The organism is Vibrio sp. St2 (genome assembly GCF_947311885.1).
Lineage (GTDB): Bacteria > Pseudomonadota > Gammaproteobacteria > Enterobacterales > Vibrionaceae > Vibrio > Vibrio coralliilyticus.
The window spans coordinates 96,060-122,813 of record NZ_CAMZNA010000005.1; the positions used below are offsets into that span (position 1 = coordinate 96,060).

28 protein-coding genes and 1 tRNA gene are annotated in these 26,754 nt (G+C 45.7%); 11 read left to right on the plus strand and 18 right to left on the minus strand.

The window, feature by feature from the left end:
• Positions 1 to 224: 224 nt before the first annotated feature.
• Genes QMA41_RS15920 through QMA41_RS15930 form a run of 3 tightly spaced genes read right to left on the minus strand, consistent with a single transcriptional unit; the run spans position 225 to position 3,039 of the window.
• On the minus strand, positions 225 to 641 hold the full coding sequence (locus tag QMA41_RS15920) for a GtrA family protein (protein ID WP_281630135.1): 417 nt from the start codon (positions 639 to 641) through the stop codon (positions 225 to 227).
• Complete coding sequence (locus QMA41_RS15925) at positions 638 to 2,041, minus strand: glycosyltransferase family 39 protein (RefSeq protein WP_281630136.1); 1,404 nt, start codon at positions 2,039 to 2,041, stop codon at positions 638 to 640. Before QMA41_RS15925 ends, QMA41_RS15920 begins: the two co-directional genes overlap by 4 nt.
• Complete coding sequence (locus QMA41_RS15930; RefSeq protein ID WP_281630137.1) at positions 2,038 to 3,039, minus strand: glycosyltransferase family 2 protein; 1,002 nt, start codon at positions 3,037 to 3,039, stop codon at positions 2,038 to 2,040. The genes QMA41_RS15925 and QMA41_RS15930 overlap by 4 nt, the downstream gene beginning before the upstream one ends.
• 214 nt (positions 3,040 to 3,253) lie before the next feature.
• Between QMA41_RS15930 and QMA41_RS15935 the strand changes: the two genes are divergently transcribed.
• From QMA41_RS15935 to QMA41_RS15950, 4 genes are all read left to right on the plus strand, one after another.
• Entirely contained in the window at positions 3,254 to 3,928 is a 675-nt protein-coding gene (locus QMA41_RS15935) for a response regulator transcription factor (RefSeq protein ID WP_021455018.1), read from the plus strand.
• Complete coding sequence (locus QMA41_RS15940; protein WP_281630138.1) at positions 3,921 to 5,189, plus strand: HAMP domain-containing sensor histidine kinase; 1,269 nt, start codon at positions 3,921 to 3,923, stop codon at positions 5,187 to 5,189. The genes QMA41_RS15935 and QMA41_RS15940 overlap by 8 nt, the downstream gene beginning before the upstream one ends.
• A gap of 67 nt (positions 5,190 to 5,256) precedes the next feature.
• Positions 5,257 to 6,150, plus strand: a complete 894-nt coding sequence (locus tag QMA41_RS15945; RefSeq protein ID WP_281630139.1) for a 1-aminocyclopropane-1-carboxylate deaminase/D-cysteine desulfhydrase — start codon at positions 5,257 to 5,259, stop codon at positions 6,148 to 6,150.
• Positions 6,151 to 6,247: 97 nt separating this feature from the next.
• Positions 6,248 to 6,553 (plus strand): DUF1496 domain-containing protein, encoded by a 306-nt coding sequence (locus QMA41_RS15950; protein WP_281630140.1) that lies wholly within the window; start codon positions 6,248 to 6,250, stop codon positions 6,551 to 6,553.
• An 8-nt stretch (positions 6,554 to 6,561) separates the two neighbouring features.
• Here the strand turns inward: QMA41_RS15950 and QMA41_RS15955 are convergent, their stop codons facing one another.
• On the minus strand, positions 6,562 to 7,461 hold the full coding sequence (locus tag QMA41_RS15955; RefSeq protein WP_281630141.1) for an ROK family protein: 900 nt from the start codon (positions 7,459 to 7,461) through the stop codon (positions 6,562 to 6,564).
• Between the two features lie 166 nt (positions 7,462 to 7,627).
• On the opposite strand from QMA41_RS15955, the gene manA reads away from it, so the two are divergent.
• From manA to QMA41_RS15970, 3 genes are all read left to right on the plus strand, one after another.
• The gene (gene manA, locus QMA41_RS15960) at positions 7,628 to 8,812 is read left to right on the plus strand and encodes a mannose-6-phosphate isomerase, class I (protein ID WP_281630142.1); all 1,185 of its coding nucleotides are present in this window, start codon (positions 7,628 to 7,630) and stop codon (positions 8,810 to 8,812) included.
• 307 nt (positions 8,813 to 9,119) lie between these two features.
• Positions 9,120 to 10,277 (plus strand): hypothetical protein, encoded by a 1,158-nt coding sequence (locus tag QMA41_RS15965; protein WP_171352319.1) that lies wholly within the window; start codon positions 9,120 to 9,122, stop codon positions 10,275 to 10,277.
• 97 nt (positions 10,278 to 10,374) lie between these two features.
• Positions 10,375 to 10,785 (plus strand): PPC domain-containing DNA-binding protein, encoded by a 411-nt coding sequence (locus tag QMA41_RS15970; RefSeq protein ID WP_281630143.1) that lies wholly within the window; start codon positions 10,375 to 10,377, stop codon positions 10,783 to 10,785.
• Positions 10,786 to 11,065: 280 nt separating this feature from the next.
• On the opposite strand, the gene QMA41_RS15975 is transcribed toward QMA41_RS15970, so the two are convergent.
• Both QMA41_RS15975 and QMA41_RS15980 read right to left on the minus strand, forming a co-directional pair.
• The gene (locus tag QMA41_RS15975) at positions 11,066 to 11,599 is read right to left on the minus strand and encodes a YbhB/YbcL family Raf kinase inhibitor-like protein (RefSeq protein WP_006962830.1); all 534 of its coding nucleotides are present in this window, start codon (positions 11,597 to 11,599) and stop codon (positions 11,066 to 11,068) included.
• Positions 11,600 to 11,650: 51 nt separating this feature from the next.
• Positions 11,651 to 12,742, minus strand: coding sequence for an alkene reductase (locus tag QMA41_RS15980; protein ID WP_281630220.1), 1,092 nt, complete (start codon positions 12,740 to 12,742; stop codon positions 11,651 to 11,653).
• A 388-nt stretch (positions 12,743 to 13,130) separates the two neighbouring features.
• Between QMA41_RS15980 and QMA41_RS15985 the strand changes: the two genes are divergently transcribed.
• Positions 13,131 to 13,592 carry a VOC family protein gene (locus QMA41_RS15985; RefSeq protein WP_281630144.1) on the plus strand — a complete coding sequence of 154 codons (462 nt, stop codon included), beginning with the start codon at positions 13,131 to 13,133 and terminating at the stop codon, positions 13,590 to 13,592.
• Between the two features lie 231 nt (positions 13,593 to 13,823).
• On the opposite strand, the gene QMA41_RS15990 is transcribed toward QMA41_RS15985, so the two are convergent.
• From QMA41_RS15990 to QMA41_RS16000, 3 genes are all read right to left on the minus strand, one after another.
• Positions 13,824 to 13,911 (minus strand) — tRNA-Ser (locus QMA41_RS15990).
• 146 nt (positions 13,912 to 14,057) lie between these two features.
• The gene (locus tag QMA41_RS15995; protein ID WP_281630145.1) at positions 14,058 to 14,507 is read right to left on the minus strand and encodes an L-alanine exporter AlaE; all 450 of its coding nucleotides are present in this window, start codon (positions 14,505 to 14,507) and stop codon (positions 14,058 to 14,060) included.
• A gap of 224 nt (positions 14,508 to 14,731) precedes the next feature.
• On the minus strand, positions 14,732 to 17,161 hold the full coding sequence (locus tag QMA41_RS16000) for a hybrid sensor histidine kinase/response regulator (protein WP_281630146.1): 2,430 nt from the start codon (positions 17,159 to 17,161) through the stop codon (positions 14,732 to 14,734).
• Between the two features lie 123 nt (positions 17,162 to 17,284).
• On the opposite strand from QMA41_RS16000, the gene QMA41_RS16005 reads away from it, so the two are divergent.
• Positions 17,285 to 17,854, plus strand: a complete 570-nt coding sequence (locus QMA41_RS16005) for a UPF0149 family protein (protein ID WP_006962835.1) — start codon at positions 17,285 to 17,287, stop codon at positions 17,852 to 17,854.
• A 61-nt stretch (positions 17,855 to 17,915) separates the two neighbouring features.
• Here the strand turns inward: QMA41_RS16005 and QMA41_RS16010 are convergent, their stop codons facing one another.
• Positions 17,916 to 18,950, minus strand: a complete 1,035-nt coding sequence (locus QMA41_RS16010) for a potassium channel family protein (protein WP_281630147.1) — start codon at positions 18,948 to 18,950, stop codon at positions 17,916 to 17,918.
• A gap of 290 nt (positions 18,951 to 19,240) precedes the next feature.
• Between QMA41_RS16010 and QMA41_RS16015 the strand changes: the two genes are divergently transcribed.
• Positions 19,241 to 19,396: a DUF5993 family protein gene (locus QMA41_RS16015; protein WP_281630148.1), complete on the plus strand. Its 156-nt coding sequence runs from the start codon at positions 19,241 to 19,243 to the stop codon at positions 19,394 to 19,396.
• Between the two features lie 10 nt (positions 19,397 to 19,406).
• A complete protein-coding gene (locus QMA41_RS16020; RefSeq protein ID WP_281630149.1) occupies positions 19,407 to 19,946 on the plus strand; it encodes a disulfide bond formation protein B in 540 nt (179 codons plus the stop codon).
• 68 nt (positions 19,947 to 20,014) lie between these two features.
• On the opposite strand, the gene nadA is transcribed toward QMA41_RS16020, so the two are convergent.
• The 8 genes from nadA to ybgC all read right to left on the minus strand — a co-directional run bounded on the left by nadA (position 20,015) and on the right by ybgC (position 26,609).
• Positions 20,015 to 21,076, minus strand: a complete 1,062-nt coding sequence (gene nadA / locus QMA41_RS16025; RefSeq protein WP_006962839.1) for a quinolinate synthase NadA — start codon at positions 21,074 to 21,076, stop codon at positions 20,015 to 20,017.
• A gap of 157 nt (positions 21,077 to 21,233) precedes the next feature.
• Positions 21,234 to 22,010, minus strand: coding sequence for a tol-pal system protein YbgF (gene ybgF / locus QMA41_RS16030; RefSeq protein WP_281630150.1), 777 nt, complete (start codon positions 22,008 to 22,010; stop codon positions 21,234 to 21,236).
• 15 nt (positions 22,011 to 22,025) lie between these two features.
• Positions 22,026 to 22,565, minus strand: a complete 540-nt coding sequence (gene pal / locus QMA41_RS16035; RefSeq protein ID WP_006962841.1) for a peptidoglycan-associated lipoprotein Pal — start codon at positions 22,563 to 22,565, stop codon at positions 22,026 to 22,028.
• Positions 22,566 to 22,602: 37 nt separating this feature from the next.
• Positions 22,603 to 23,955 (minus strand): Tol-Pal system beta propeller repeat protein TolB, encoded by a 1,353-nt coding sequence (gene tolB, locus QMA41_RS16040; protein WP_031342152.1) that lies wholly within the window; start codon positions 23,953 to 23,955, stop codon positions 22,603 to 22,605.
• 10 nt (positions 23,956 to 23,965) lie between these two features.
• Positions 23,966 to 25,039, minus strand: a complete 1,074-nt coding sequence (tolA, locus tag QMA41_RS16045; RefSeq protein WP_006962843.1) for a cell envelope integrity protein TolA — start codon at positions 25,037 to 25,039, stop codon at positions 23,966 to 23,968.
• A 13-nt stretch (positions 25,040 to 25,052) separates the two neighbouring features.
• Complete coding sequence (locus tag QMA41_RS16050) at positions 25,053 to 25,496, minus strand: ExbD/TolR family protein (protein WP_006962844.1); 444 nt, start codon at positions 25,494 to 25,496, stop codon at positions 25,053 to 25,055.
• 5 nt (positions 25,497 to 25,501) lie between these two features.
• Positions 25,502 to 26,200 (minus strand): protein TolQ, encoded by a 699-nt coding sequence (tolQ, locus tag QMA41_RS16055; RefSeq protein WP_019275754.1) that lies wholly within the window; start codon positions 26,198 to 26,200, stop codon positions 25,502 to 25,504.
• Positions 26,190 to 26,609, minus strand: a complete 420-nt coding sequence (gene ybgC, locus QMA41_RS16060; RefSeq protein WP_281630151.1) for a tol-pal system-associated acyl-CoA thioesterase — start codon at positions 26,607 to 26,609, stop codon at positions 26,190 to 26,192. The genes tolQ and ybgC overlap by 11 nt, the downstream gene beginning before the upstream one ends.
• Between the last annotated feature and the right edge of the window lie 145 nt (positions 26,610 to 26,754).

Sequence of the window (26,754 nt, forward strand, 5' to 3'; positions counted from 1 at the left end):
TATGTGCTGTAAGCCTTTGAAGAAAAAATTAAAAAAATTTTCACTGTGAATGGAACTGAATTGAATAACGAGAGTCTGAATAAGTGTAGTTAGCAGAGCCTTCTTAAGTTTACAGGCCGTAAAACTTGTTTTCTTGACTGACGCTACTAATTTACGCTGCTTTTTCTTATTAACTCCTATGTTTTGTATCAGCCCAGAGCCAGTTTGCTCTGGGCTTTTTTTATTTACGGCTGCCGCTCAGTTTGTGAGTGAGATTGAGTACGAAACACCCACCAATGACTCAGTAGAAAATTACTCAACATTCCGGCAAGCACACCCAAAGCCAGCGCGAACATCGCCAACACGCCTTCACTTCCCCAATAATAAGTGGTGAGTTTGAATACTCCGAAATTAGGCACAGCGGAAAACGTGGCACATCCCATAAATTTAATCCACTGCAAGAACTTCCCAGATGGGCGTCTACTCGCAAAGGTGAAGATCCGATTACCTAACCAAGTTACCGTTGCCGCAAACAGAAACCCCACAATACGCGAGTCCAATATCGGCAACCCCATGCCATAAAACAGTAAGGCAAAAAGAGAAGCGTCAGCGATAAAGCCAACGCCTCCGACTAGGGCAAAACGCCATAATTTGTTGATCATGAGCTTCGATCACATCGATATAAAGCTCGTTTGCTCTCGGCGACAAAATCAATCGAGCAACTCATCTTCTTCTCTTTGACCAGTTGCTCCACCTGACCCTTCTCACCAATCAACTGAACCTTATCCAATCGATTCAGAACAGAACTGTCTGTGAGCTGCTTGGCCTGACCATGGCTGTAGAACTGACCTGAGAACGGGCGGCTCCCTACGTAATACGTTACTACCTGAGGATCAGCATTACGGAAAATAACCTTGTCACTTTTACGATCCCCTACTCCTAGCTGAATGTAGATAACAGCGGCAATTAACAAGCACGGCAAAATACCTGCCGTTACTTTGAACCACTTCTTATCCTCTCGCACATCCGAGAGCAGTATCGCCATAAGCATTCCAATCGCAGGAACACCCGGTAGCACGTAAGCAGGAAGAATGTTGCCTGAAAAGGTAAACAAAAGCATAGGAGCGAGCGTCCAGCATACAAGAAAACTAAGGATGCCATCTTTGAGTGCGATGTCTCGCCCCAACTTTTTGCGTTTTAGCCAAAAAACGATGGGCAATACTATCGACCATGGCGCAGCTGAATAGAGCCAGAACAACCAAATGGTTCCTCTCGGTTCATCGTGGGCAGTGCCGTAGAGATCGCCCTGCCAGCCACTCACCAGAAAACGGTTAAAGTGTTCGCCAACAATAAAGTAATCTAGAAAACCTGGAGTTGCCGCTTCGGCGGCGAAATACCATGGAAGAGCGATAATCAGCATAAGTAGACTGCCTCCCAAAACTGGAAAGCGTTGCCCAAGCACTTTGAATGCACCCAGCAAACCATGTTGAATCACCAACCATGGCACAACTGCTAAGCCCATCAAGACAATAACCAGTGGCCCTTTTGCCAGTAAACCAATCGCCAAGCCAACAAAACCGAGATACCCCCAAAGCTTAGAGCCTTGCCAGCACATATAAAAACCTATCATCGCGAGCGACAACCCTAACGTCAGCACCATATCCGTCATCACCGCGCCTGCCGCAATGGAAAAAATACCGCACGTGGCTAAAACCAGCGCCGTGATCAGCCCACTAAAGCCTTGTCGATTTGCAAAGTACGCCATCAAAGCGATGACTATGACTCCAGCCAACCAATGGGGAGCACGCACCGCAAACTCATTGATACCAAACAATTCGATACCACCAGCACTTAACCAAGTGAATAAGGGCGGCTTCCCCCAAAAAGGCACCCCATAGTCAAACTGGGGAGTTATCCAGTTATTGGTTTCAATCATCAGACGCGCCATTTCACCGTAGCGAGCCTCTGTCGTATCCATCAGCGGGTAAGCACCTAAACTCAACAAGCGAATAAGTAATGCAACGCCTAGCAGCGCCCATAAGTGGACTCGATTAAAACTCACGCGCGTTTCTCCAATTGTTGATATTGAGTGGTTGCAGGTTTCTCATTGACGGATTGAACCAAATAAAGCGGTCGTCCTTTGGATTCAATAAAAATGCGGCCGATATACTCACCGAGTACGCCAATGCACAGCAGTTGAATCCCTCCCAGAGCGAGTTGGACCACCATCATTGACGGGTAACCTGTGACTGCTTCACCAAAAAGCAGGGTTTTAAACACGATAAAGGCACCGTACCCGAATGCGCTTCCGGCAATCAGAACGCCAAGTAAGGTGGCCAAGCGTAGTGGTTTAATCGAAAAAGAAGTGATGCCGTCCACCGCCAGCCCGATCAGCTTGAGATAATTCCATTTGGTTTCGCCACAGAAACGCGCATCACGTTGAAAAGGCAACGTCGCTTGTTTAAATCCCGGCCAAACGAAGATGCCCTTCATATAACGATTGCGCTCAGGAAGCTGGTTTATATGATCCACCACCTCACGGCTTAACAACCTGAAATCACCCACATTTTCTGGAATGTCAGATTTGACGAGGGTGTTGAGCAAACGATAGAACGCGGCCGCAGAGGCTCGTTTAAACCAGGTTTCCCCCTGCCTTTCCGTGCGCTGCATATTGACCACGTCATAACCCTCACGCCACTTGGCTAGCATTTGAGGAATTATCTCAGGTGGGTCTTGTAGATCAGCATCGATGAGTATCACCGCCAGCCCACGAGAATGCTCCAGCCCAGCACTCATGGCTGCCTCCTTGCCAAAATTACGGCTCAGCCCAATGCTGCGAATCGTGCAACTTTCAGCGGTAAAGGATTCGACCAACTGTAAGCTGCCGTCACTGCTGCCATCGTCCACATAGATGATTTCGCAAGAATCTGGCAGAGCGCTCAGCACCTCAGTTAACCGCTGGTGCAGCTCAGGCAAAACCTCTGCTTCGTTGTAGTAAGGAACAATGACCGATAATGTCACTGCTTTTAGTCTGTTTGGTACCGAATTGACTAGCCCCATAGCAAAACTCACTATAGTTGCATACGTACCATGAGATGCTTCACTATACGTATTGATTATCTAAAAGAAGCTGAGATGGAAACCTAACTCGCTGTTCCGCCCAGCCTCTGCGACTTTTTGGCAGATTATCAATCGCAACGTGAAAACGATGTTGTTCACGTTTTTTCCACGCAGGTTTTGCTGTCATAAGGCGATAGAAATAGAGAGCCGTTGCATGAACAAAATTTTATTGGTCGAAGACAACCGGGAAGTAGCTGGTATTCTGTTTGATTACTTCGAAAGTATGGGGATGGAGCTCGACTACGCAGACAATGGCGAGCTGGGTTTGCAACTTGCACTCAGCGAGAATTTTGACCTGATTTTATTGGACTTGATGCTACCGCGAATGGACGGCTTAACGGTATGCAATAAACTGCGAGAAGCTGGTAACAATACCCCTGTTTTGATGCTCACCGCACTGGATAATCGTGAAGACATGCTTAAAGGGTTTGAGCATGGCGCAGATGATTACCTAACCAAACCTTTTGATTTGGAGATTCTTGAAGCCCGCATGCATGCGTTGGTAAAGCGCTATCGAGGGCAGGTTGCCAACACCGTATTGAATTTTGGCAGCCTGAAAATCGATCAAAAAACGCGTCAAGCTTTCCGAGAAGGTAAGTTACTCGCACTCAATCCGACTACCTACACCATCCTTGAGGCACTATGTCACAAGGCGCCAGAGATTCTGACCCGCCAAGAGATTTCTGAAAAGCTTTGGCAAGAAAAAGAACCCAATAATGACGTCCTGCGAAGCCATATCTACCAACTACGTAACCAACTCGATAAGCCTTTCGCCCAACCAATGTTAACCACATTGCCAAAAATTGGCTTTCGTCTAGAGGATGTCTAACGTGAACCGAGTTCTCTCTAGTACACGTTCGCTGACTGGTCGATTGGCGCTGTTTTTCACGACGATTTCCTGCATCATAGGCGTCGTCATTTTCCTCATCTTTACTCTATCGCTCCAATGGTCAGAAGATCGAGTGGGTGAGCGCAGGATTCTAATTGACAGAGATGAAGCTGTTGCACGTTTTATAGCGGGTGAAGATGGAGAGATTCAGATTGATGCTCTTACCAGAGCGTATAACGACTTATCGTTAGTACCTGATTTTTATCGAAAGTATACGGATACTTACGACACTTATCTTGGAGAGGTTGGCTCCACGTTGTCTCCCAACGGCCACATGGTTTACAAGGGCTACTATACCGATAAAGGAGAAAAGAAAGTCGTCGTTCTGCTGTCTCTGATCGATCAAGTTGAGTTCGCGACGGATGAATTCATCTATTCAGGTGTGATTGTCATCAGCTTTGTTTCAGTGTTGATGTTTCTGTTTGGTACCTTGTTATATCGTCTCTCAACACGCTTGATTGAACCCGTCAATGAAATCGCTAAACAGCTGGAAAGTCACTCAGGTAGCGCCACGCAAGCCTTTACGATTCGTGAAGGAGCCGCGGACGAGTTTCAAGCATTAACCGAACAACTCAACCAATACCGGCAAGACCTTAACCTTGCACTCAAACGCGAACAAGCCTTTGCACGTTACGCCAGCCATGAGCTGCGCACACCGCTTACCGTCGTCAAAGGTGCCAACAAATTGCTGTCTCGTTCAGAGCACTCCGAATTTCAGGAACGGCAAATCAGTCGGATAGAAGATGCGACGACACAAATGACAACCATGGTGGATGCCTTGCTCTCAATCGTTCGCTACGAGCGAAATGTCGATGACGCGCCTTTGAGAGGCATCGAAGAAGCAGAGCTTCAATCGATTGTCGATGCCAATTCCGTTCAAGCGACCGAGAAAAACATAGCTATCCGACTAACGATTGAAGGGCTGCCTACCGTAAGGGCTACCCCTGCGGTCATGAATATGATTCTGGGCAATTTAATTCGTAATGCTATCGCGGCGTCCGCGGAGGGAGAGATTACCATTGACCTGTCAGAGCAGCAGTTGGTGATTATCGACGACGGGCCAGGGTTAAGTGAAACGCCCAACGTAGATGGACACGGACTAGGGCTTCTGATCGTCGATGATTTAAGTCAGCGCTATGGCTGGTCATTTGAGCTAGAAAATCACCCTAGAAGAGGCTGTAGCGCGCGTATCCTGTTTTGATCCATATTCATGCTTTTAAAGTGAAATCAGGTAAGATAATCGTCCATTTTATCTCTCAACGAATCTGATGAAACTTTGCGATACACCAATAACTCAGCACCAATTTGATGGAACCACGTTTTACCTCAAACGAGATGATCAACTACATAGCCACTTTAGTGGCAACAAAGCTCGCAAGTTCATGACGCTGTTAGAGGAAAACTATCCAAACGTCACCACGCTGATTAGCTATGGCAGTGCGCAAGCAAACTCACTTTACTCATTGGCGGCCCTGTGCGCTATCAAAGGCTGGTCTCTGGAGTTTTACGTTGAACACATTCCCCAATGGTTAGTGGAACGGCCGATTGGTAACTATCGAGGTGCGCTAGACCTTGGTGCGAGCATCATCCCCGTCAATGAGATCGACCTTCATCCTGCTGAATTCATTAAAGCTGTCCGTCAGCCAGATTCCACCTGCCTAGTCGTCGAAGAAGGTGGTCGCTCCAGCGATGCCAGACTGGGGATTGAGCAACTTGCCCGTGAAATTCTGTCTTGGACTCGATTCGAAACAGGTAGCGAGTTTGTCGTCGCACTACCATCAGGTACTGGCACAACAGCATTGTACTTGCATCGCTTTCTAAAACTTCATGGAATCGACGTGCTGACCTGCCCTTGTGTCGGCGGCAAAGACTACTTAATAGAGCAATTTAAGCAGCTCGGTGAAACCGATTTCCCTCAGATACTTGAGCTAGAGAACAAACACCATTTTGGCAAACTTTATCGTCAAGATTATGAAATCTGGCGTAAACTTCTGGAACAAACGAATGTTGAGTTTGACCTGCTTTATGACCCAATGATGTGGCAATGTTTACAATCCTGGTCTGAAGAAAACCCAGAAAAAACGATCATTTATGTGCATCAAGGTGGCTTGCTGGGAAACGAAAGTATGTTGCCTCGTTATCAGCGTAAATTTGGAGATTGAAGAGAAGCAAACACAACCACACATTTTTCTCGGTAGCGACTTAATCGCGACTCAGAACTGGTCGCCTATATCCTACGGGTTAATCTAAGGAGAGTTTATGCGAATCAATCTATACACTTTGCTATTGCTGGCATCGGTATCCGCTTCGGCAAACGTTATTACGACGCCCGGTAAAGCCGTCATTGCCATCGATGGAAGCGAAGCCGCCAAGCGAGTGTGTTACTACCAAGACCAGGACTATTCTCTGGGCGCAATACTCCAAGTTGGCGAACACTACATGATTTGTACCGAAGCCAACGATTTTGAAACCAATGGTGCGTTAAAATGGGCGCCTCTCAACAGCCAAACTCAAGTCGAGCCAAAAGAAAGTAACCCAAAAGTTAAAAGCTATTCGATTAAATGATTGGCGAACTAGCTAAGTGAGTGCAAAAACGCTGCGCCTCGTACGCCGGACGAGTCACCGTGGACATTCTTCACAATGCGCGTTTTTGCTGATTTATTAAAGGTGTATAAGTTCAGCTTTTCATTCACCAGCGGGTAAATCGCTTCAACATTCGACATGCCTCCACCCAGCACAATCACTTCTGGATCGACAAAGTTGACGATGGACGCACACACACGCGCCAGCTGATCACAATAGAGATCAAAATGCTGCTGTGCATCTAAATCGCCCTCGGCACATAACGCCATGATTTGTTTGGAATCTGCAGAATAGTATTTTTCTGAGAACGAGCGACCAAATCCGGTGCCAGACACAAATGACTCAGTACAGTTCAACGACCCGCAATAACATTCAACAGACTGGCCGTCTTTGTTTTTATCGTATCCAGGCAAAGGATTGTGCCCTAACTCTCCACCCAGTTTGTTCAAACCTGTCACTAAGCCGTTATTGATGACCACACCTGAGCCGCAGCCCGTGCCAATGATGATGGCGACACACGAATGCTGTGCACCTTTCGCAGCCCCATCTTTGAACTCTGACAAAGCAAGGCAATCAGCATCGTTGGCTAAAGCAACAGGAACATCAATGTTGCGGTTTAAATCGCCGATAAAGTCCTGACCATTGAGCACGGTGACATTGGCCCCTTGCATCAAACCATCATTGCCTACCGAACCACAACATCCGATGCCGATAGAATGGATTTCGCCGTGCTTCTCCACCTCTTTTATCACGGCTAATACCGATTCCAGAAAACCCTGATAGCTTTCTGTATTGGTCGGTTCACGATGTATGACTAAGGTTGCATAAGTCTCCTTATCCAGACCTACACCTTCTATTTTCGTACCACCAATATCTAGTCCAACTAGCATAGTTTTCCTCTTCATAAACACCTGAAAGTTTCACCTCATCATGACACAGTCACACTCTTATCTCTTTTATCTTGCTCATGATATTGGCAAGTTTGTAAACTACGTTTGTTTAGGCCTATTCGTTTGGGCTTTTTTGCTAGCTGCATTTGTTTTGTAAGGTATAAGAATGTCTAACTCTGCTCCATTTTTCCTTCTGGAAAACGTCATTCAAAACTACCCTTGGGGTAGCCGAGATTCGATTAACACGCTATTTGGTATCGCGAACCCTGAGCAGCAGCCTCAGGCTGAAATCTGGATGGGTGCTCACCCGAATGGATGTTCAAAAATTCAGTTAGAGAATGAGACCGTCCTACTGTCTGATTTTATCAACCAGAACCCAGAGCAAACCATTGGCACAGAAACCCAGCAGCGTTTCGGTGAACTGCCGTTTCTTTTCAAAGTACTGGCCGCCGCGCAAGCACTCTCTATTCAGGTTCACCCGTCCAAAGCACAAGCGGAAGAAGGGTTTGCCAGAGAGGATAAAGCAGGCATTGAGCGTAATGCCTCTAACCGTAACTACAAAGATCCTAATCACAAGCCAGAGCTGGTGTACGCTCTGACGCCTTATATGGCCATGAATGGCTTCCGCGACTTCGAAGAAATGATTACGCTGTTTGATGAGATCAATGCTCATGCTCTGCAGCAGGATATTCATGCTTTTCGCGAGAACCTTACGTCAGAAGGTCTGCAGGCATTCTTCAAAGCCATGCTAGAACTGGATGGCGACAAAAAATCCGATGCCTTAGATGCATTGCTAAGCTGGGCTAATAACAGCGAAGATTCATTAGCGGCACTGGTTGTGGAATTGAACACCCAGTACCCTAACGATGTCGGTCTCCTCGCCCCTCTAATGCTTAATGTGCTTGAGCTTCAACCAGGCGAAGCGATGTTCTTAGATGCGGGAACCCCTCACGCCTACATCAAAGGTACAGGTCTAGAGATCATGGCCAACTCGGATAACGTATTGCGAGCGGGTTTGACGCCAAAATATATGGACGTAGAAGAATTGGTGAGCAGCTGCAAATTTGAAGCGCTGGATAAAGATAAAATCTTAACGCAACCTGTCGCTAACGACGGTGAGCTAAACTTCCCAGTGCCTGTTGAAGACTTTAAGTTTTCTGTTCTCCAGCAGCCAGAAAGTAAGCAGCTCGAGCTAAACCGTGCTGAGGTAATCTTCGCTATTGATAGCGATGTAACGCTTCATTCAGGTACAGAGAGGCTAGTGTTAAGCCGAGGCCAGTCAGCATTTGTTCCTTACTCTACTCAAGCGATTAACGTGAGCTCTAAAGGCTCTGTTGCAAGAGCTCACTAGGCTACTCACTCTGACAATTCATAGAGCCCACTATTGAGTGGGCTTTTTTATTGTCAAAGATAAGCAACTAGTCACATAAAATTCTCCTCACTCAAAAAATAGATAAATAGTTGAAAATATCTATCAATTGAACTTTCTATCAACAGCATAAATATCATTAAAAATTCATACCTTAAGAAAATGGCATCATCATTCATTCTTAATCATTAACAATTTTTCAACATTAAATTGTTCAATATGGATATCGCATTGATTCATATGGACTGTTGTATGCGATCTTGTTAAATGATGAATAATAGGGATAGGTATGAAACCGTTTAGATCAAGTTTACTTCCACTTGTTGTATTTTCGGCAGTAACTACGGCTTCCGCAATCGCTGAAGCCAATCAAAATCAAATCACAGTCACACTGGAAGCTGAGCTTCCTGGATACCCTCGTGATATAAGTGATGGCAATTACGTTGTCGGTTTTTCTAATGGCGACTGGGATTGGGAGGGTGCACCAGAGCTGAGCAGAGCTGGTTTCCGTTGGTCGCAAGAAGGAGCAGAAGCCAATGTAGAATGGCTGACTGCACCTAACCTGACACAATCTGAGTTGTACGCAGTCAATGACAATGGTGACGCGGTGGGTACAGCTTGTTTTACGCACTCAGGGTGCCAAGCAGTATTTTGGAAAGCTGACGGCGAAATAGTAAAACTCAATCAGGAAGTCGATAGGGAAATCGCCAAATTCATTGCAGAAAATCAATTGGGATCGAATCCAAGTAATTTCCCTTACGACGTCAATGTTCATGGAGAAGTATTTGGCTTTACCAATTTCTTCACTCATAACGGCGCGCGCGGCATTTTAGCATGGACATGGTCAAACAATGAGGGATTGACTATTTTGCCGGGAGGAGGCGGAGAATCTCAAGGATTTGAACGTGTTAGTGCCGGTAACATAAACGGGATCGCAGTAGGTGGTGCATACGATGAGTTTATCCCTGATGGCGAGTTTGCAAGCTATTGGGATACCGCCAACACACATCATAAACTCGACGTACCAGAAGCTTTATATCCATATGGTTCAGTGGCTATGAGCATCAATAACTCCGGCGATATCGTTGGTGTCGATGCCAGCTTATATACTCGTCCATGGACAATAAACCTCAATGACCCATCGAGCTTTACTCAATTGACCGAGTCACCTTATGGCGCCACAAGCATCGACTCCATTACAGAAGGTGGTATGATTCTAGGCTCAGCCCGACAAGTGATGTCCGGTTACTACTTTGATCGCCCACAGATTTGGGATACAGAAGGTAACTTGTATGACATCAACGAGTACTATCAAGCAGATAGCCACAATATTGGCGGTAGTACAAACATCGGCCTCAATCATCACAGGTTACTTGTTGCACCTAAACAGGAAATAGGCGGCAGCAGCTATATTGGAGCCGCAGTATTTCGGATTCACGGAATTTAATTCATGAAACTCGGACTCAACATGTAAACGACTTAAAGGAGCAATCAATTTGCTCCTTTTCGCATTAAAGACAACACTTTACCACCGAGAGCACACTATGATTCAGCCAATCGCTGTTCGACTCACCAAAGGCCAAGACTTAAAAAAGCAAATCCAGTCTCTGGTGGCACAATATGATATTCAAGCAGGATCTATTGCATCTTGTGTAGGGTGTTTGGAACAAATTAGCATGCGCTTGGCAGGTGCTGAACAATCTATAACACTAACTCAGCCTTTTGAAATTGTTTCCGTGATGGGAACACTGGCCCCAAACCACCAACACATTCACATTTCCGTTGCAGATAGTGACGGCAAGGTAATTGGCGGCCACCTTCTCGAAAACAGCATCATAGACACCACCGCCGAACTGATCCTTCACAAGTACCCTAACCTAAGTTTTTCAAGAGAACAGGATGAAACAACGGGGTATACAGAGTTGGTAGTTGGGGAGTGTCGAAATAAGAAATGAGGAACGGTAGTGACCCCAGTTTCTCTAAGACACCCATCTATCATCTCAGGATGATCATCAGTCTGACAGACCACAAACATGCGGCTCATCTGAAAAATCATGTACGTTGTTTAGATCTTACATTGAGAACATAAAAATCCAAGCGCATGAATACACTTGGATTTTTATATCTTCGTAGGATCGTTCAAACGTTCATTTTTGGCTTAACTATTCGGCATGAGTAATGTATGCGGCCTTTTGAGTAAGCAATAATTGAAATACGCTCTGAGCTTTGTGCTGTCTAGCGCGTATAGGTTGCGGTTAATGTCGCTTTACCTAAAGCCACACTGTTTAAGGTAAACCCGACCACAGCCGCGGGTGTTTGTGGATTGAGTTCTAAGCTGGCGGTAGGCAGCGCCCAAACTGTAAACTGGTAGCGATGCATACCATCCCCAGCTGGCGGACATGCACCGCCATACCCAGTGGTGCCAAAGTCGATGCGTGATTCCGTCCCACCTAACTTGTTAATGTCTGCTCCGCGAGGTAATGCTTTGACGGAAGCTGGAATGTCAAACGCCAACCAATGCCAGAAACCACTGCCTGTAGGCGCATCGGGATCGTATACAGAAATCGCATAGCTCTTGGTCCCAGCAGGCGCACCCTTCCACGTCAGCTGCGGAGACATATTGTCACCATCACAACCCCAACCTTGATACTCAAAGGTTTTCTGCATCGGGTGGCCTTCAATAATATCTTCGCTCATGAGTTCAAACGCCTGAACAGAGCTCGTCGTTAGGATTCCTACTGCCAGTAAGGATTTGGCTATCTTTTTCATTGTTGTCCTTTCCTATTTTGTTTAAAAGTAGCGGCGTTGAGCCTAGTGCCTTTAGCCATACGTGGGGTAATCGGTATACCCGCGTTCATCACCACCAAACAGTGTCGCACCGTCCAGATCCTGCAGAGGCTGTTGATGCCTTAGGCGTGCGACTAAATCTGGGTTAGAAACATACGGACGTCCAAAAGCAACTAAATCTGCATACCCTTTTTCGAGTACAGCATCCGCACGTTGCTGAGTGTAACTGCCGGCGACAATGATGGTGTTGGTGAAGTAGTTGCGCAGCTCTTGTCTAAAGCTTTCAGGAATAACTGGCGCATCATCCCAATCGGCCTCCGACAGGTGTAAGTAGGCAATGTCGCGAGCTTGAAGTTGCTGAGACGCCTGTAGAATCGTCGCGACAATCTCTGGGCAATTCATATCCTTAAACGTGATGAAAGGTGCCAGTCGTACTCCGACTTTATCGGCGCCAATGGCAACACTCACAGCATCGACCACCTCCAATAAAAAGCGTATGCGGTTTGCCTGAGTTCCACCGTATTGATCGGTTCTGTGATTGGAGTTTGTACGCAGGAACTGATCAATCAAGTAACCGTTACCACCGTGGATTTCAATGCCATCGAAACCCGCTTCAATCGCACGCTTTGCTGCGTAAGCAAAATCGCTCACCACTCGGTCAATATCCGCCTGAGACATGGCTCTTGGCTCGACACAATCCACCATATTACCGTTGCCATTCTCGTCAGCGATCCACACTTGCGTATCTACGGGTCTCAGGGCCGATGGTGCGATAGGTTGCTCGCCGTTTTGAAAACTTGGGTGCGATACTCGACCCACATGCCATAGCTGGCAAAACATGACTGCGCCTTGTTGTTTGACCGCTTGAGTCACGGTTTTCCAACCCGCCACTTGTTCATCGGTGTAGACGCCCGGAGTGAAAGAATAGCCTTGTGAATCGTCAGAAATCTGTGTCGCTTCAGAAATAATTAAGCCCGCGGTCGCGCGTTGCTGATAATAGGTTGCCATCATTGGGTTAGGTATATTACCCGGCTGGCTAGTGCGCGCTCGGGTCATGGGAGCCATCACAACACGGTTTTGCAGATCCAGTTGCTTTAGTTGTGTTGTATCAAACAGTTTGCTCATCATCGGTTCCTCAGTTAAGTCTTGGTCACTGGGATGATTGCTCACGAACTCCAGCCGACCTGGTAATCATGGAATCAGTATATTGATCAGAGTTAGTTTGATAATTGGTGTAAATCTGAATTAACTATTTGGCTCAGCTAAATAATGACGTATGAGTGACCGAATGGGTGAGCCCCTCCACTCAAGAGCAAGAAGTTGACAGCATGACACCATAAGCAAAGTGACAGCGAACAAGGGTTCGACAAGCCTATGACTAGTGTGTCGGTAGGGTAGGTATAGATTATTCGGTTCGAATGAAAAGTGTTTTTAGATTAGCTGCCCTTCTCTTTGCCGTCACCGATCACGTATTGTGGAGTATACGTTTTCCCTTCAAGCACAAGGTAGCCACATGCGTATAAAGGCCATCGATCACTTTACCATCAGAACCTCTAACCTAGATATAACCATACAGTTCTTCGAACAGTCTCTTGGGCTACAGCGCGGCCCTCGCCCTCAATTTGCTTTTCCAGGTGCTTGGATGTATGACGATGATGGAAACCCTATTTTACATCTAGTGTCTCTCTCTGAAGGGCACACTCCCAAAGCTCTGGTGGATTATTTAGGAGGCAAAGAAGGCCAATCAGGCTCAGGGGCCATAGACCATATCTCATTCAAAGGGCACCACCTTGCATCAACTCAGCGGCACTTGGCTCACCTGAAGATTCCTTTTCGTGAACGCGTGATCCCGCAAATCAATGAGCATCAGATCTTTTTCGACGATCCAAACGGTATCACGATTGAAATTATTTTCCCTTTTTCACCCGACAACAAGATAGTAGGCTCCCCCTTACCCGTGGTCGAGCTCACTTAACAATGTGGGCGTTTTCTCTTTGACTTTAGTGGATATCTAGCCGCTGATGAATTTTATTCCAAACCCGTTTTATCAATCGATATGATCAGAGGGTAAATTATCTGGATGAATTCTGTATTAATCGCTAAATTTGTTCGCGAGGTAAGCTTCAAACAAGTATCGAGAGTTGCAGATTATTTTATGAAGTTGAAGCACAAAAAAAGACGTCCTAGGACGTCTTTTTTTAAAATGTGGCGGTGAGTGAGAGATTCGAACTCTCGATACGTTGCCGTATACACACTTTCCAGGCGTGCTCCTTCAGCCACTCGGACAACTCACCGAATCAAATTGTGGTTGGTTTTGTTCACCAACGAGGCGCTAATTTAATGATTCTATTAGGTTAGGTCAAGCCTAATGAGGAAAAAAAACGTCACTCATTAATCGTTTGATTACTTAATGGCTAATTCGACCAGATTTCCTGCAAAATCAGGCTTGCTGATAGTAACCCGGTACTCTAAACCACTTCCGGCACATATCGAGAAAGTAACCATACAAGACACCCATTCCACATGAGATCACTGCATTCGAGGTTACCGCCGTTAGGATTTGATCACTTGATGCGCCAACCGCAAACAAGATCGCAGCATACACTGGCGATTGAAACAGTACATAGGCGAGCAAGTCGGACATACTCTTCATCATACTTGTGGATGAGACTCGCTCACCCTGCCTAAGCATGAAGTCTCGGAACATGCCGTATGGCCAAGCAATCGCAATATTCACGGGAATAGAAAGGGTTCGTGAAGCGAGAGATTGTTCGAACGTCATCCCGGAAATAAAGATTTCTATGATCATCCCAGAAATAAAGCAGAATACCACCATAGCAAAAGTGTCTGCTGCGGCATTACGAATACAAAACGGCCCACGCGGCTTCATTTAAAACCTCAGTATATAAATCCAAATTAAAGCAACAAAGATAGTGATATAAACTAGATAAAATTCAAACCACTGGCATATAAGACTATTATTTCATGATTTATATAGTTTTAGATTTCAAATAAAACCAAAGGTGGTAAATAAACCACCAAACTGAGTAAAAAAGTTAGAGCAATTCGCTATAAATCTTGATAACGCTCACAAAGCAACCAAAATTAAGTAATTTACTTACAGAAATCTTTTAGCAGAACCGTTAATACGTCCAAATCTGATTGGGAAGGAACCTCCCCTAGTGTAAGTTTCATCTGTATCGCTTTCAGGGTTTCTTCCAAGTGGTTATCTTCAATGCCTGTTGTCGCCACTTTCAAGGCTTGAAAATGCTCTTGTGCTTCTTCTAGGTCACCATTCTCTAGAGCCATATAGAACGTCAGCAACAATGACTCTGTCTCTTCATCTTCCGCATTCGAGCTCTTCAATAGTGTGGGTTTATATTGATAAAGACGTTCAGAATATCGATAGAGCGCATCGTCAAGTTCGTTTTCATCAATAGGCTTCGAGACAATGTAATCAACCCCAACTCCAAGCATACGCTCTCGGGTTTCTTTAAATACGTCAGCTGTGCAGCCTAATATTAGGATTTTAGATTTAGAGCTAGGAAGTGAGCGGATTGCAGAAGTAGCCTCCACGCCATCCATTACTGGCATGTGGTTGTCCATTAGAATTAAGTCATATTCATTGTTTGCTATCGCATGGATCGCCAACTCGCCATTTTCTACCACTTCACACTCAAAACCTTTGTTACTCATGAAAGTGTTAATGATGATGGCGTTGGTCCGGTTATCTTCAACAATCAGTGCCGTCAGGCCGTTGTAATTCAACTTGCGGTGCTCTTTGGCGTCTTGATTTCGAGGCTCGCAGCGGTCCATCGCAACCAGAGCATCGAAACTGGTACCTATACCCAGTTCACTGGTCAATGTCACGCTACCATTCATGAGACCACATAACTGCTTGACGATCGCCAGGCCTAAACCTGTACCACCAAATCGGCGAGTTGTAGAAGACTCCGCTTGTTCGAAAGGTTTGAATATCTTTTGTTGAGCTTCTTTTGCTATTCCTATTCCCGTATCTCGGACTTTGATTTCTAAGTAGTTTTGCCCCTGCTTTTCTACCTCCTTGAAATACACCTCAACATATCCGCGTGAGGTGAACTTGACCGCATTGTTGAGCAAGTTGAATAGTATCTGACGCAGGCGTGCCTTGTCTGACATATACCAGCGATCAGGTGGCACTTCGGAATAAACCTTGAACTGCAGCCCTTTTTCAGAGCACAGCGTAAAATAGACACTATTAATACTGCCAATGATGGCCTCTAGCGGGAACGGATTGTTTTCAAGCTCCAAATGGCCTTGTTCAATTTTAGAGAAATCGAGAATTTCATTGAGCAGCGTCATCATATGGTCGCCAGACTCATAGAGCGTTTTCATGTGCTTCTGCTGTTCTTCACTCAAGTCTGTTTTAAGCAATATCTGAGCAGTGCCCAGTACGCCGTTCATTGGCGTCCTAATCTCGTGTGATAAGGTGGCTAAGAAGGCGCTTTTCGCTTTGGTTGAAGCTTGGGCTTTTTGCTTTTCGGCTTCCAAGAATACGGTTTTTTGATTAAATGTCTCGATCAGGTGTTTAATCTCATCTTGACTGTTGTAACGTAAATCGATGATGCCTCCTTCTATAGAGTCATCAACTTTCTGAGCAATAATCACGATGGGTGAAATAAGGAAGCGATTGATAAGGAAATACCCCATCATCACACAAGCAAGCATAATCGGTATAATGCCAGCTTCGACTTTAGAGACTAGATCATAGACTTGCTCTGTTACCAAGCGGTTTGCATTCACAACATCGATGTACCATTTAAAATCGCCGAAGTCGGTACTACTGATGTAAATTCCCTCCACTACCTGGAAGTTGTGCTCAGTAATGACATCACCATAAGAGTCTTTTAGCACCACGCCTAATTCGTACTCTTCGGCATGCTTACGTACAAAGGCAACTAGGCTTTCGAGCGATATGTCTACCGTTGCTACACCGGCGAAAGCATCATCGACGTAATAAGGAGAAGAAGCGGTGATCATCTGGACATGGGTAAAAGGATCGATATACACCTGTGACCAAGAAACCGTTCCCATTGGCTTACCAACAACAGAGGTATACCAAGATTCTTTGTCATAGCCTCCAGACTCTGGATTATCCCAAGAGAATACTTGATCTACCTGCCCATCACTGGCTCGATTGAAAAACAAGCTCTTATAAGCTTTGCTTTCCTCGATTGAATAAGGAATTGGCCAAAGTCCACCACTGACCGCGACGCCATCGATAACCGAAAATAACTCAAACAGCATCTCTTCTTGATGGCTCTGCGATTCATGAGTATTACCGATACTGACCACACTCTGGAGTATGCCCAGAGAACTGTTCAAAGGCTCTTTGATCTCAGCGGCTATTATTTGCGTTCTCAGGTCCAAATTCTTTTCTAACTGATCCCTAATAGGTGGCTCCACCACCAAATAGCTCACAGTACCAATGATCGCAATCAGCAACGCCATATACATGGCGAGCGCCAAAAAGCTCTTTCTTTTGAGGGAGGAACGAATTTCCATAAGCCTTTGAATTTTGTCCGTTTAACTCCAATTATAGCGAAGATAACAAAGCTGCCACCTTTTTATGTCTCGTTTTGGCTGTTAGTATTAGCCCAATTTCATCAAACCCGTTTGGTATTCATTTTGACACTACAAGAAATCCTTTCTCAGCCAGAACTGGAAAACCGACTGATCAACGAGCCAAAAACTCAAGGTTTCGTTACGGCTATGGCTGCTGCACCCAATGTATTGCCGCCTCAAGAGTGGCTTCCTTTTCTATGGGGTGGAGAAGAAGTTGCGCCTTTTTCTGATGGCGAGCAGCTAGAAACCTACATTGAATTGATTATTGCAATGTGGAACGAATACCGCCCTGCTTTACTAGAAAACCAGTGGGTATGGCCAAGCGAATGTTCGCTGGATGAAGCGGATATCGTTAATCAGGAAGCACGTGATTTCTGTGAAGGTGTTTTGCAAGGCTGGCAGCTAGCCAGAGATGACTGGGAAACCATCATGCCTGAAGACAGCGAAGACAGCGCCCTTCTTGGCGGTGTACTGCTTTCTCTTAGCATGCTTTACGACCCAGAGACTTCAATCGCTACATTGGCTGAGCAAGGTATTGAAGGCTTAGAGCAGTTTGAAGAGATATTTAATGCGATCCCAACTATGTTATGTGGACTAGCAATGCGCGGCTCCATGTTGGTGGAAGCGGAGTAAACACTACTCAAAACAAAAAAGGGCCAAATGACCCTTTTTTGTTTCTTGTAAACCGCGATGTTCACGTCATTGATGACCACTCAAAAGCATCTATCCTTTCATCTGCGATGTAAAACAACTTAGTTCCTGGAAGGATAACCGTTTCTAAGTCGGGGTTAAGTTCAATTCCTTTTCCCGTATCAATCGCGATGAGTGTCGCTTGGTAAACACGTTTAATGTAAACAAAGATAGACTGCACATCTGTTGCAGAAGCGCTTTCAGGGTAGTTTGTTGAGTACTGAGTCATTCCTCTAGTGGAAGCGAGCAGCTCTTGATGAAGAGCGCTAGATCCCGGGTCTACAGCGGCTTTGGCAAGCATTTCGGCTCCAACGGCTGGAATACATTCAGCATTCGGGCAATGTTGATTGAGCAATTGGCTCAACGCTTCATCTTTGAAATAAGCTAATAGGTGCGCCTTTGGGTTCACGTTGGCTGAGTAAAGCGCCGCAGATAGCGTAATATCATCTTCCAAGTTATCGACCACGATGCAACTGGCCTGTGCGACCGATGCCTTTTCCATCTCCTGCTCATCGGTGTAGCTAGTCACTTTTACAAAGCCGATTTCTCCTGGTAAAGGATTCTCGATATCAGATCTACTGCACAATACGATAGGTCGTTTCCCTTCTTCTTCATGTTGCAGCATACGAATTAAATGCATAGTACGCTGACCGTTCCAACCTAAAAGCAGAATATGATTTTCCACACCAACTCTCCGTTTTCCTAATATTCCTGCGCGCCAATAATCTACTGATGCCGAAGCTAACCTACCAACAAGAGCAGCAAATAAGGTTAATCCGCCAGGTATGACGAATAAAATCACCACCCATTTTCCTGCTGCTGTTGTCGGAGACAAATCGCCATATCCGACTGTCGATGCCGTGACCATGAGGTAATAGACAAAAGTGGAGATATCTTCAGTCAGTGCCGTTTCACCACTAACTACCAACATTCCCCAAGACAAAGCCACATACGCCAGCAGCAAAATGATCAGATTGCGATTACTCAGCTGGAATAATCGTGATTTCAACCACTTTTTGAAAACAAACCAAACTGACATATTTCCTGTTACTCGACTGATTACTATCAATATTCTAACTAGGTTAACTCACTTAGGACCGATGAGCCAATTCCCTGTATTAAACTGTTGATTCCTTGTCACTTCTATATGGTTATAGTCAGCAAAATCAGCGTAATAACGTTTAAATGAACTGCTTGCCCACCGACACTCGCTTTCTGCAATCTTAGGTTTTGCGTTTATCTATCGAATCTCAAATCGGCTAGGTCTATGTTGGGGATAGACGAGTATTAAACTCGCTGTAATTAAGATAAGAAAGTAAGGGTTTTCACATGATGTCTTTCATCTTTATAGTGCTTTTTACTGCGATGCTTTTTGCATTCTGCGGCAAAAAGTCACTTGGCTACATTCTGTTTGCCACATCGATATTGATTGGTTTGTATTGGTTTAACCACCATGCCAACGACGCTCTTTCTATTTTACTGTAAGGGGAGCACGATGAACCGAAATCAAATCAATATTCTTAATACGCTCGGCCTTTTCGGCATGACGTTAGTCTTACTAATTGGCTTTGTCCTCCAATTCTCGCTCAACGAGCTGCCATGCCCCCTTTGCCTACTTCAGCGCATTGGTTTTGTCATGGTGATGTTTGGCTTTCTGCTCAACGTAAAATACGGTCCACAGCAACGACATTATGGTGTCGTGTTGATAGGGGCACTGTTTGGGGCAGCGACCGCTCTTCGCCAAGTCTCATTACACGTTATCCCTGGTACTCCTGGGTATGGCAGCGCTATCTTTGGTATGCATTACTACACTTGGGCGTTCGTCTTGTTCTCAGCGACTATTTTGGCTGTCGCGATACTACTTATGATGTGGAACGAGGCATGGAATGCTGAGCCTTTCGAAATGAGTAATATTGGTCGCTGGGTGTGTCTGCTTGCGATATCGGTAGTGGCACTCAATATGCTATCGACGTTTGTTGAGTGCGGGCCATACCAGTGCCCAGATAACCCAGTAAGTTACTGGCTGCTTAACTAGAACATGGTTAGTCAGAGACAAAAAAGCCAGCTTAATTAAGCTGGCTTTTGGGATCTTAGAGTACGGGTTTAAGCGTTACCCTTAACCTGCATGTTCAGTTGCTCTGCAAAATCAAGCATACGATTTAATGGAATAAGCGATTTCACACGTAATGCTTCATCAACGAAAATTTCGTGTTGTTCTCCACCATCGCGCAATGCTTCTTCGATTGCTTTCAGGCCGTTCATTGCCATCCAAGGACAGTGTGCACAGCTACGACAAGTGGCGCCAGCACCAGCAGTAGGTGCTTCAATCAGTTCTTTTTCAGGCACCAATTGCTGCATCTTGAAGAAGATACCTTTATCAGTCGCAACGATCATTTTTTGCTGAGGTAGCTCTTTAGCCGCTTTGATCAGTTGGCTGGTTGAGCCGACGGCGTCCGCCAGCTCGACTACACTCGCTGGCGATTCAGGGTGTACCAAAATCGCCGCTTCAGGGTAGAGGCCTTTCATCTTACGCAATGCATCAGCAGAGAACTCATCGTGAACGACACATTCACCTTGCCACAACAGCATATCAGCACCGGTTTGATTGGCGATGTAAGAACCTAAATGGCGATCGGGGCCCCAGATAATAGGTTTGTCTTCAGCGTCTAAATGCTCAACGATTTCCAAAGCGATACTTGACGTCACCACCCAGTCAGCACGGGCCTTCACAGCGGCTGACGTGTTCGCATAAACCACAACAGTGTGATCAGGGTGTGCATCACAGAATTCTGTGAATTTGTCCGCTGGACAACCTAAGTCTAATGAGCACTCCGCTTCTAGCGTTGGCATCAAGATGCGTTTTTCAGGCGTCAGAATTTTTGCAGATTCGCCCATAAAGCGCACACCACCGATAATCAATGTGCTCGCAGGGTGGCGGTTACCAAACTTGGCCATCTCTAGTGAATCACCAACAAACCCTCCGGTCTCTTCAGCAAGCGCTTGAATTTCAGGGTCAGTGTAATAGTGGGCGATAAGTACCGCATCTTTCTCTTTAAGCAGCTCTTTAATGTTTTTAATGTGCGCTTGCTTTTGGTCATCTGTCAGCGGTGTTGGTTTCGGTGGGAATGGGTAAACAGTTTCGATTGTATCTAAAATGTGGCTCATTGCTCTTGCTCTACGCAACTTCCAGTAATCCGGGTATTGTAACCTTAACCCAGATCAAGATGCCAGTTTCCGCAAGAATTACTTGTTGAGTAAATAGTGAATGGAATGTCTGTACAAAGGGTATTGAAAAGGAGCGACTCTGCGCTCCTTTGTTTATCTACTTAATACGTTCTGCCGCAAGTTTTGCAGACGCACTATCTGGATACTCGTCAAGTACCTGTTGATAGTACTTTTTCGCTTGCACTGCATTGTTGTTACGCTGCGAAAGGTCACCAAGTTTAACCAGAGCATCTGCACGTTTATTCGAGTCTTTGTAAGACACTACCGAGGCAAAGCTCTTAACTGCTTCTTTATCCTGCTTCTTAGCAAAATAAAGCTGCCCTAGCCAGTAATGGGCGTTTGGTGCAAACGTTGAGTCAGGGAAGTCTTTCTGAAATTGCTGGAATGCAGCAATAGCACCCGTGTAATCACGTTTCTTAAGGATAAGATCAACGGCATTCTGATACGCAGTCTGCTCATCCACATTAGTACTGAATTTACCAACAGGCTTCGCTTGGTCATCTTTAGCTGCATTATCGACTGCTGGAGCGCTGTTGATCTGGCCGCGAAGCTTATCAAGCTCGATAAACAATTCGCGCTGACGCTGCAGCATCTGCTGCATGTCGTAATTATTCTTTTCTAGCTGACCACGAAGGTCACTAATTTCCAACGCCATTTCATCAAGCTGCTGTTGCATTTGCAACTGAACGCGATTGCGGTTTTCTAACAAGCGTTCGAGGCGTTGAACTTCGGTTTCATTTGCCGGTACGGCAGAAGACGATGGTGCAGAGTTGCTACCACCAAGATCAGATACTGGAGCTGGTGCAGCGAACACAGTGTTCGCTGCACTTGCCAGTAACGTAAGCGTAACTACGCGCTTAAGGTTACTGAACATAAGGTATTTCCTTGATTAGTATACTAGAACCGCACGACGGTTCTTAGCGTACACATCTTCAGACTGACCTAGTAGAAGAGGCTTCTCTTCACCGTAGCTCACGATTGAGATTTGGTCTGCTTGAACACCTAGTGCTTGTAGGTACTTAGCAACTGCAGTTGCACGACGCTCGCCTAGTGCGATGTTGTACTCAGGAGTACCACGCTCATCAGCGTGACCTTCGATAGTCACTTTTAGTGCAGGGTTTTTGCTTAGGTAAGCCGCGTGTGCAGCTAGCATTTCTTCGTAGTCACCAGCGATGGTTGCGTTGTCAAACGCGAAGTAGATTGTTTGAGACTCACGAAGTGCCTGCTCTTTAAGCTCTTGCTCAGAAAGTTGGCCGTTCTCACCGATTGGTGAAACTACAGTTGTATCAACACCGTTAGCAGAGCCAGACGTTGATTGGTTAGTTTCAGAACCAGAAGCGTTAGCTGCGTCATCGCTTGAACTACATGCTGTAACAGCTAGAACTGGTAGCGCAATCAATAGCCCTTTAAGAACTTTGTTTAGTTGCATTGTTATATTTTCCTTACTTTTTGATACTTATTACTTGCTACAAAAACGGTGACCATGCAGGTGCACGAACGCGACCGTTTGTTGCCGGTAATCGAGCTTTAAAGCGTCCATCTATTGAAACCATTGAAAGCACATTGGTTTTATTGAAGATAGAGCTATAAATAACCATACCGCCGTTTGGCGCGATACTCGGTGATTCATCCAGCAATGTTTTTGTCAGAACCTGAACGGCGCCCGTTTCAAGATCCTGTTTTGCTAAATTGAAGCCCGAGTTACTACGATTGACCATTACCAGGAATCGTCCATCAGGTGTAATCTGCCCACCTAGGTTCTGGCGACCCTGCCAGGTAAGGCGGTTGGTTGAACCACTTGCCAAATCTACTTGATAAATTTGAGGTTTACCACCCCGATCCGAGGTAAAGATCAGTGATTTGCCATCAGGATGCCAGAATGGTTCTGTATTATTTGATCTACCACGTGTTATTTGCGTCAACTTGCGGGTTTTCAAATCCAATGTATAAACTTGCAGGCTGCCTGTTTTTGACAACACGAGAGCGAGTTTATTACCATCAGGAGAGAATCGTGGCGCACCATTGTGACGAGGGTATGACGTTACTTTTTCACGCTCACCTGTGTAGATGTTCATGATGAAGATTTCTGCCTGACCATTTTGAAAACTCACATAAGCCAGTTTCTTACCATCTGGTGACCAAGCTGGAGACATAAGTGGCTGCTTAGAACGTAGAACCAATCGCTCGTTATAACCATCATAGTCAGCAACACGTAGTTGATACGGGTAGCTGTCTTTATCGTTAACCACAACGTAAGCAATTCGAGTCAGGAACGCACCACGCTCACCAGTTAACTCTTTGTATACCAAGTCTGAAATTCGGTGAGCATATTCACGCATACGCTCTCCCGGCACTGTTGCACGCTTGTTGAAAAGAACGTGATCTTTAGACAACACGAGCTGGCCATCAGTACTTAGCGCTTTGCTTTGCCCTTGAGTTAATTGACCACGAACTACGTCCACCAACTGGTAGTTGATTACATAGTTACCTTCCGCATTTTGCGAAATAGTGCCTGTTAGTAACGCATCAACGCCTAACCCTGTCCAAGCATCAAAGTTAATTTCACTTTCACTGTATGGTGTTTGCGGCATCTTGCTGGTCGCAACTGGGCTGAATTTACCGCTGCGTTGCAAATCAGAAGCAATAATGGCGGAAACATCATGAGGTAATTTAGTTGAACCTTCCCACTTAAATGGGACGATAGCGATCGGACGTGCAGAGTCAATGCCGTCTGTAATCACAAGTTCCAGCGCCGCATTGGCTACCTGAAACGCGCTCATCACTGTGAGCAAACATCCTAATACTAGTCGCTTTAACACAAGCTTTTCCTTATGACTTAGGTTCTACGGTTAAATTGATATTCTTTAACTGATTGATGACGTCTTGCTCTTTAGGTAAAGGAAAACTTCCTACCTGCGCAACCGCTCGTCGCGTCGCCGAACATAGTCGATTGTCACCATCAAGCACGCTTAGATTACCGACAATGGCACCAGCACCTGTAGGAATCAGGCGCAGGTTAACCCGGCATGACTTTCCCCTGAAACTGTCCTCCAGTAGCAGGTTCTGCTGAATCAATTGGGTATAAATAGCGCCGTATCGATCCGCTTCACTATTCACGTGTTGCTGCCTAGCTGAACTATTTTGCTCAGCCTCAGTTTCTAGACCAGAGAAGATGTTATCTAGAGCGGCTTCTTGTTCTTTACGTTCGCGCTCCAAGCGCTCTAAACGTTCTTTCTCTTTTCGTGCTTTCTCAGCGGCTTCTTTAGCAGCTTTCTCTTTCGCTATACGTTCTTTTTCAGCTTTTTCAGCCGCTTCACGTTGACGACGTGCCTTTTCTTCCGCTTCTTTTGCTGCTTTCTCGCGAGCTACACGTTCTTTCTCTGCTTTAGCGATGGCAGCTTCTTTCGCTAAACGTTCTTGTTCCGCTTTTTTGATCGCCTCTTCTTTCGCTTTACGCTCAGCTTCCAATTTAGCCGCACGTTCGCGCTCTTTCTTAACTCGCTCTTCAGCGGCTTGGCGCTCTTTTTCTTTCTGCTGTCTGGCTTTCTCAGCTTCGCGTGCAGCTTTCGCTTCTCGTGCTTGCTGCTCTTTCAGCTTACGAATGCGTTCTTCTTCCGCTTTTCGGTTTTTCTCAAGCTGCTCGCTTTCGCGGCGCAACTTATCTAAACGGTCTTGCTCTTTCTTCGCTGCTTCTTCGCGTTGACTGCGAATTTGCTGAGCTTGCTGGCGCACCAAGTTGGGGTCAATAACAACCGCCTGAACCATCTGACCAGAAGGCTCTGGCTTTGACATGGTAAAGTCTGTTCCCCAAATAAGCGCCACAGCCAACAGTGCATGCAAAGCCGCAGATATCGCTATCGGCTTGGTGTAATCACTCTTTTTCTTTGGTTTAGTCTCTTTCATAACCTGAGAGCGCTTATTCCTTTATGTCCGTAAGAAGACCCACTTTAGGGATCCCAGCACGACTTAATTCGTCCAGAACCAGTACCACTTCAGCATAAGGAGTCGCTGCATCACCACCAACAGCGACAGGTGACTCTGGCTTCAAGGACAGTTCTGCTTTCACACGTACAATCACGTCCTGCAGCGAAATACCACGCATGACTTCTTCATCGTTCACACTCAGGCCTAAATTGCCTTCACGATCAATTTCTACAATGATGAAGCTTGAATCACTATCTCCAGCGAGCTCTGATGCAGGTTTCGCTGTTGCTGTTTTTGGCAACTCAACATCAACACCCTGTGTTACGAAAGGCGACGTCACCATGAAGATAATTAACAACACAAGCATAACGTCGATGTAAGGCACAACGTTAATCTCTGCCGTCATCTTACGTTTTTTAGGTTGATAGCCTGCCATATCCATTAATCCCTGTTGGCAGAATCACGTCCAGCCATCGCTTGGCGGTGCAGGATACTGTGGAATTCTTCAGAGAAAGTGGCGTAGTTGTGTTCCAACTTACCCACTTTATTGCTCAATCGGTTGTAAGCCATCACAGCTGGAATCGCTGCAAATAGCCCCATCGCAGTTGCAACCAATGCTTCAGCGATACCCGGCGCAACCATCGCTAAAGTAGCCTGCTTAACTTCACCAAGTGCGATAAAGGCATGCATGATGCCCCAAACTGTACCAAATAGACCGATGTAAGGGCTGATTGAGCCAACCGTTGCCAAAAATGGTAGGTTGGTTTCAAGCTCATCGACTTCACGGGCAACAGCAACACGCATTGCGCGGCCAGTGCCTTCCATAATGAAGTCAGGTGAGTCAGCGTTGGATTTTCTTAGGCGAGCAAACTCAGTGAAACCGGAGTAGAAGATCTCTTCCGTTCCTGCCAGTTCGTCTTTGCGCTTTTTAGCGTTTTGATAAAGGACGGAAAGATCAGTGCCTGACCAGAACTTATCTTCGAATGTTTCAGCTCCTTTCGCAGCTTGGGATAGCACTTTACTGCGCTTAATGATCATTGCCCAAGAAACAATCGACATACCTAACAAGGTCAACATCACCATTTTTACGAGCAGGCTTGCTTGCAAAAACAGGTCAAGCATTGAAATATCAGCGGTCACTGTGAGTAAACTCCATAACTATTGATTGAGGGATCGCTTTTGGCCTCATTTTTTCATTATCGATGCATGCTACCTTAACCATTGCTTTACACAATGTTTTACCGGCAGGATTTACGATCTCCTGACAGAAAATAAGGCTTGCTTTCTTCGCTTCTGCAACTGATGTCTTAACCATTAGACGGTCTTCGAGACGAGCGCCTTGCAGAAAATCGATGTCCATGTGTCGGACTACGAAACCGATGTTTTGTTCCAAAAGAGTCGATTGTGAAACGCCAATACTGGACAGATATTCAGAACGGCCACGCTCAAAATACTTAACGTAATTGGCGTGAAATACCAGCCCACCGACGTCAGTATCTTCATAATAAACCGTTACAGGCAGCTCAAATACAGCAGGTTCGCTTTGCACATCAATCCCTTTCTAACAATTGAGGTGCTTTACTATAACGCAACTCATTGCCGTTTATGCAAGGGTTAATGGAGGTTTTCAAAGATTGAAACAAAAAAATAGCGCCAGCTATCAAATAGTGGCGCTATTGTGACTAATTAGTGGA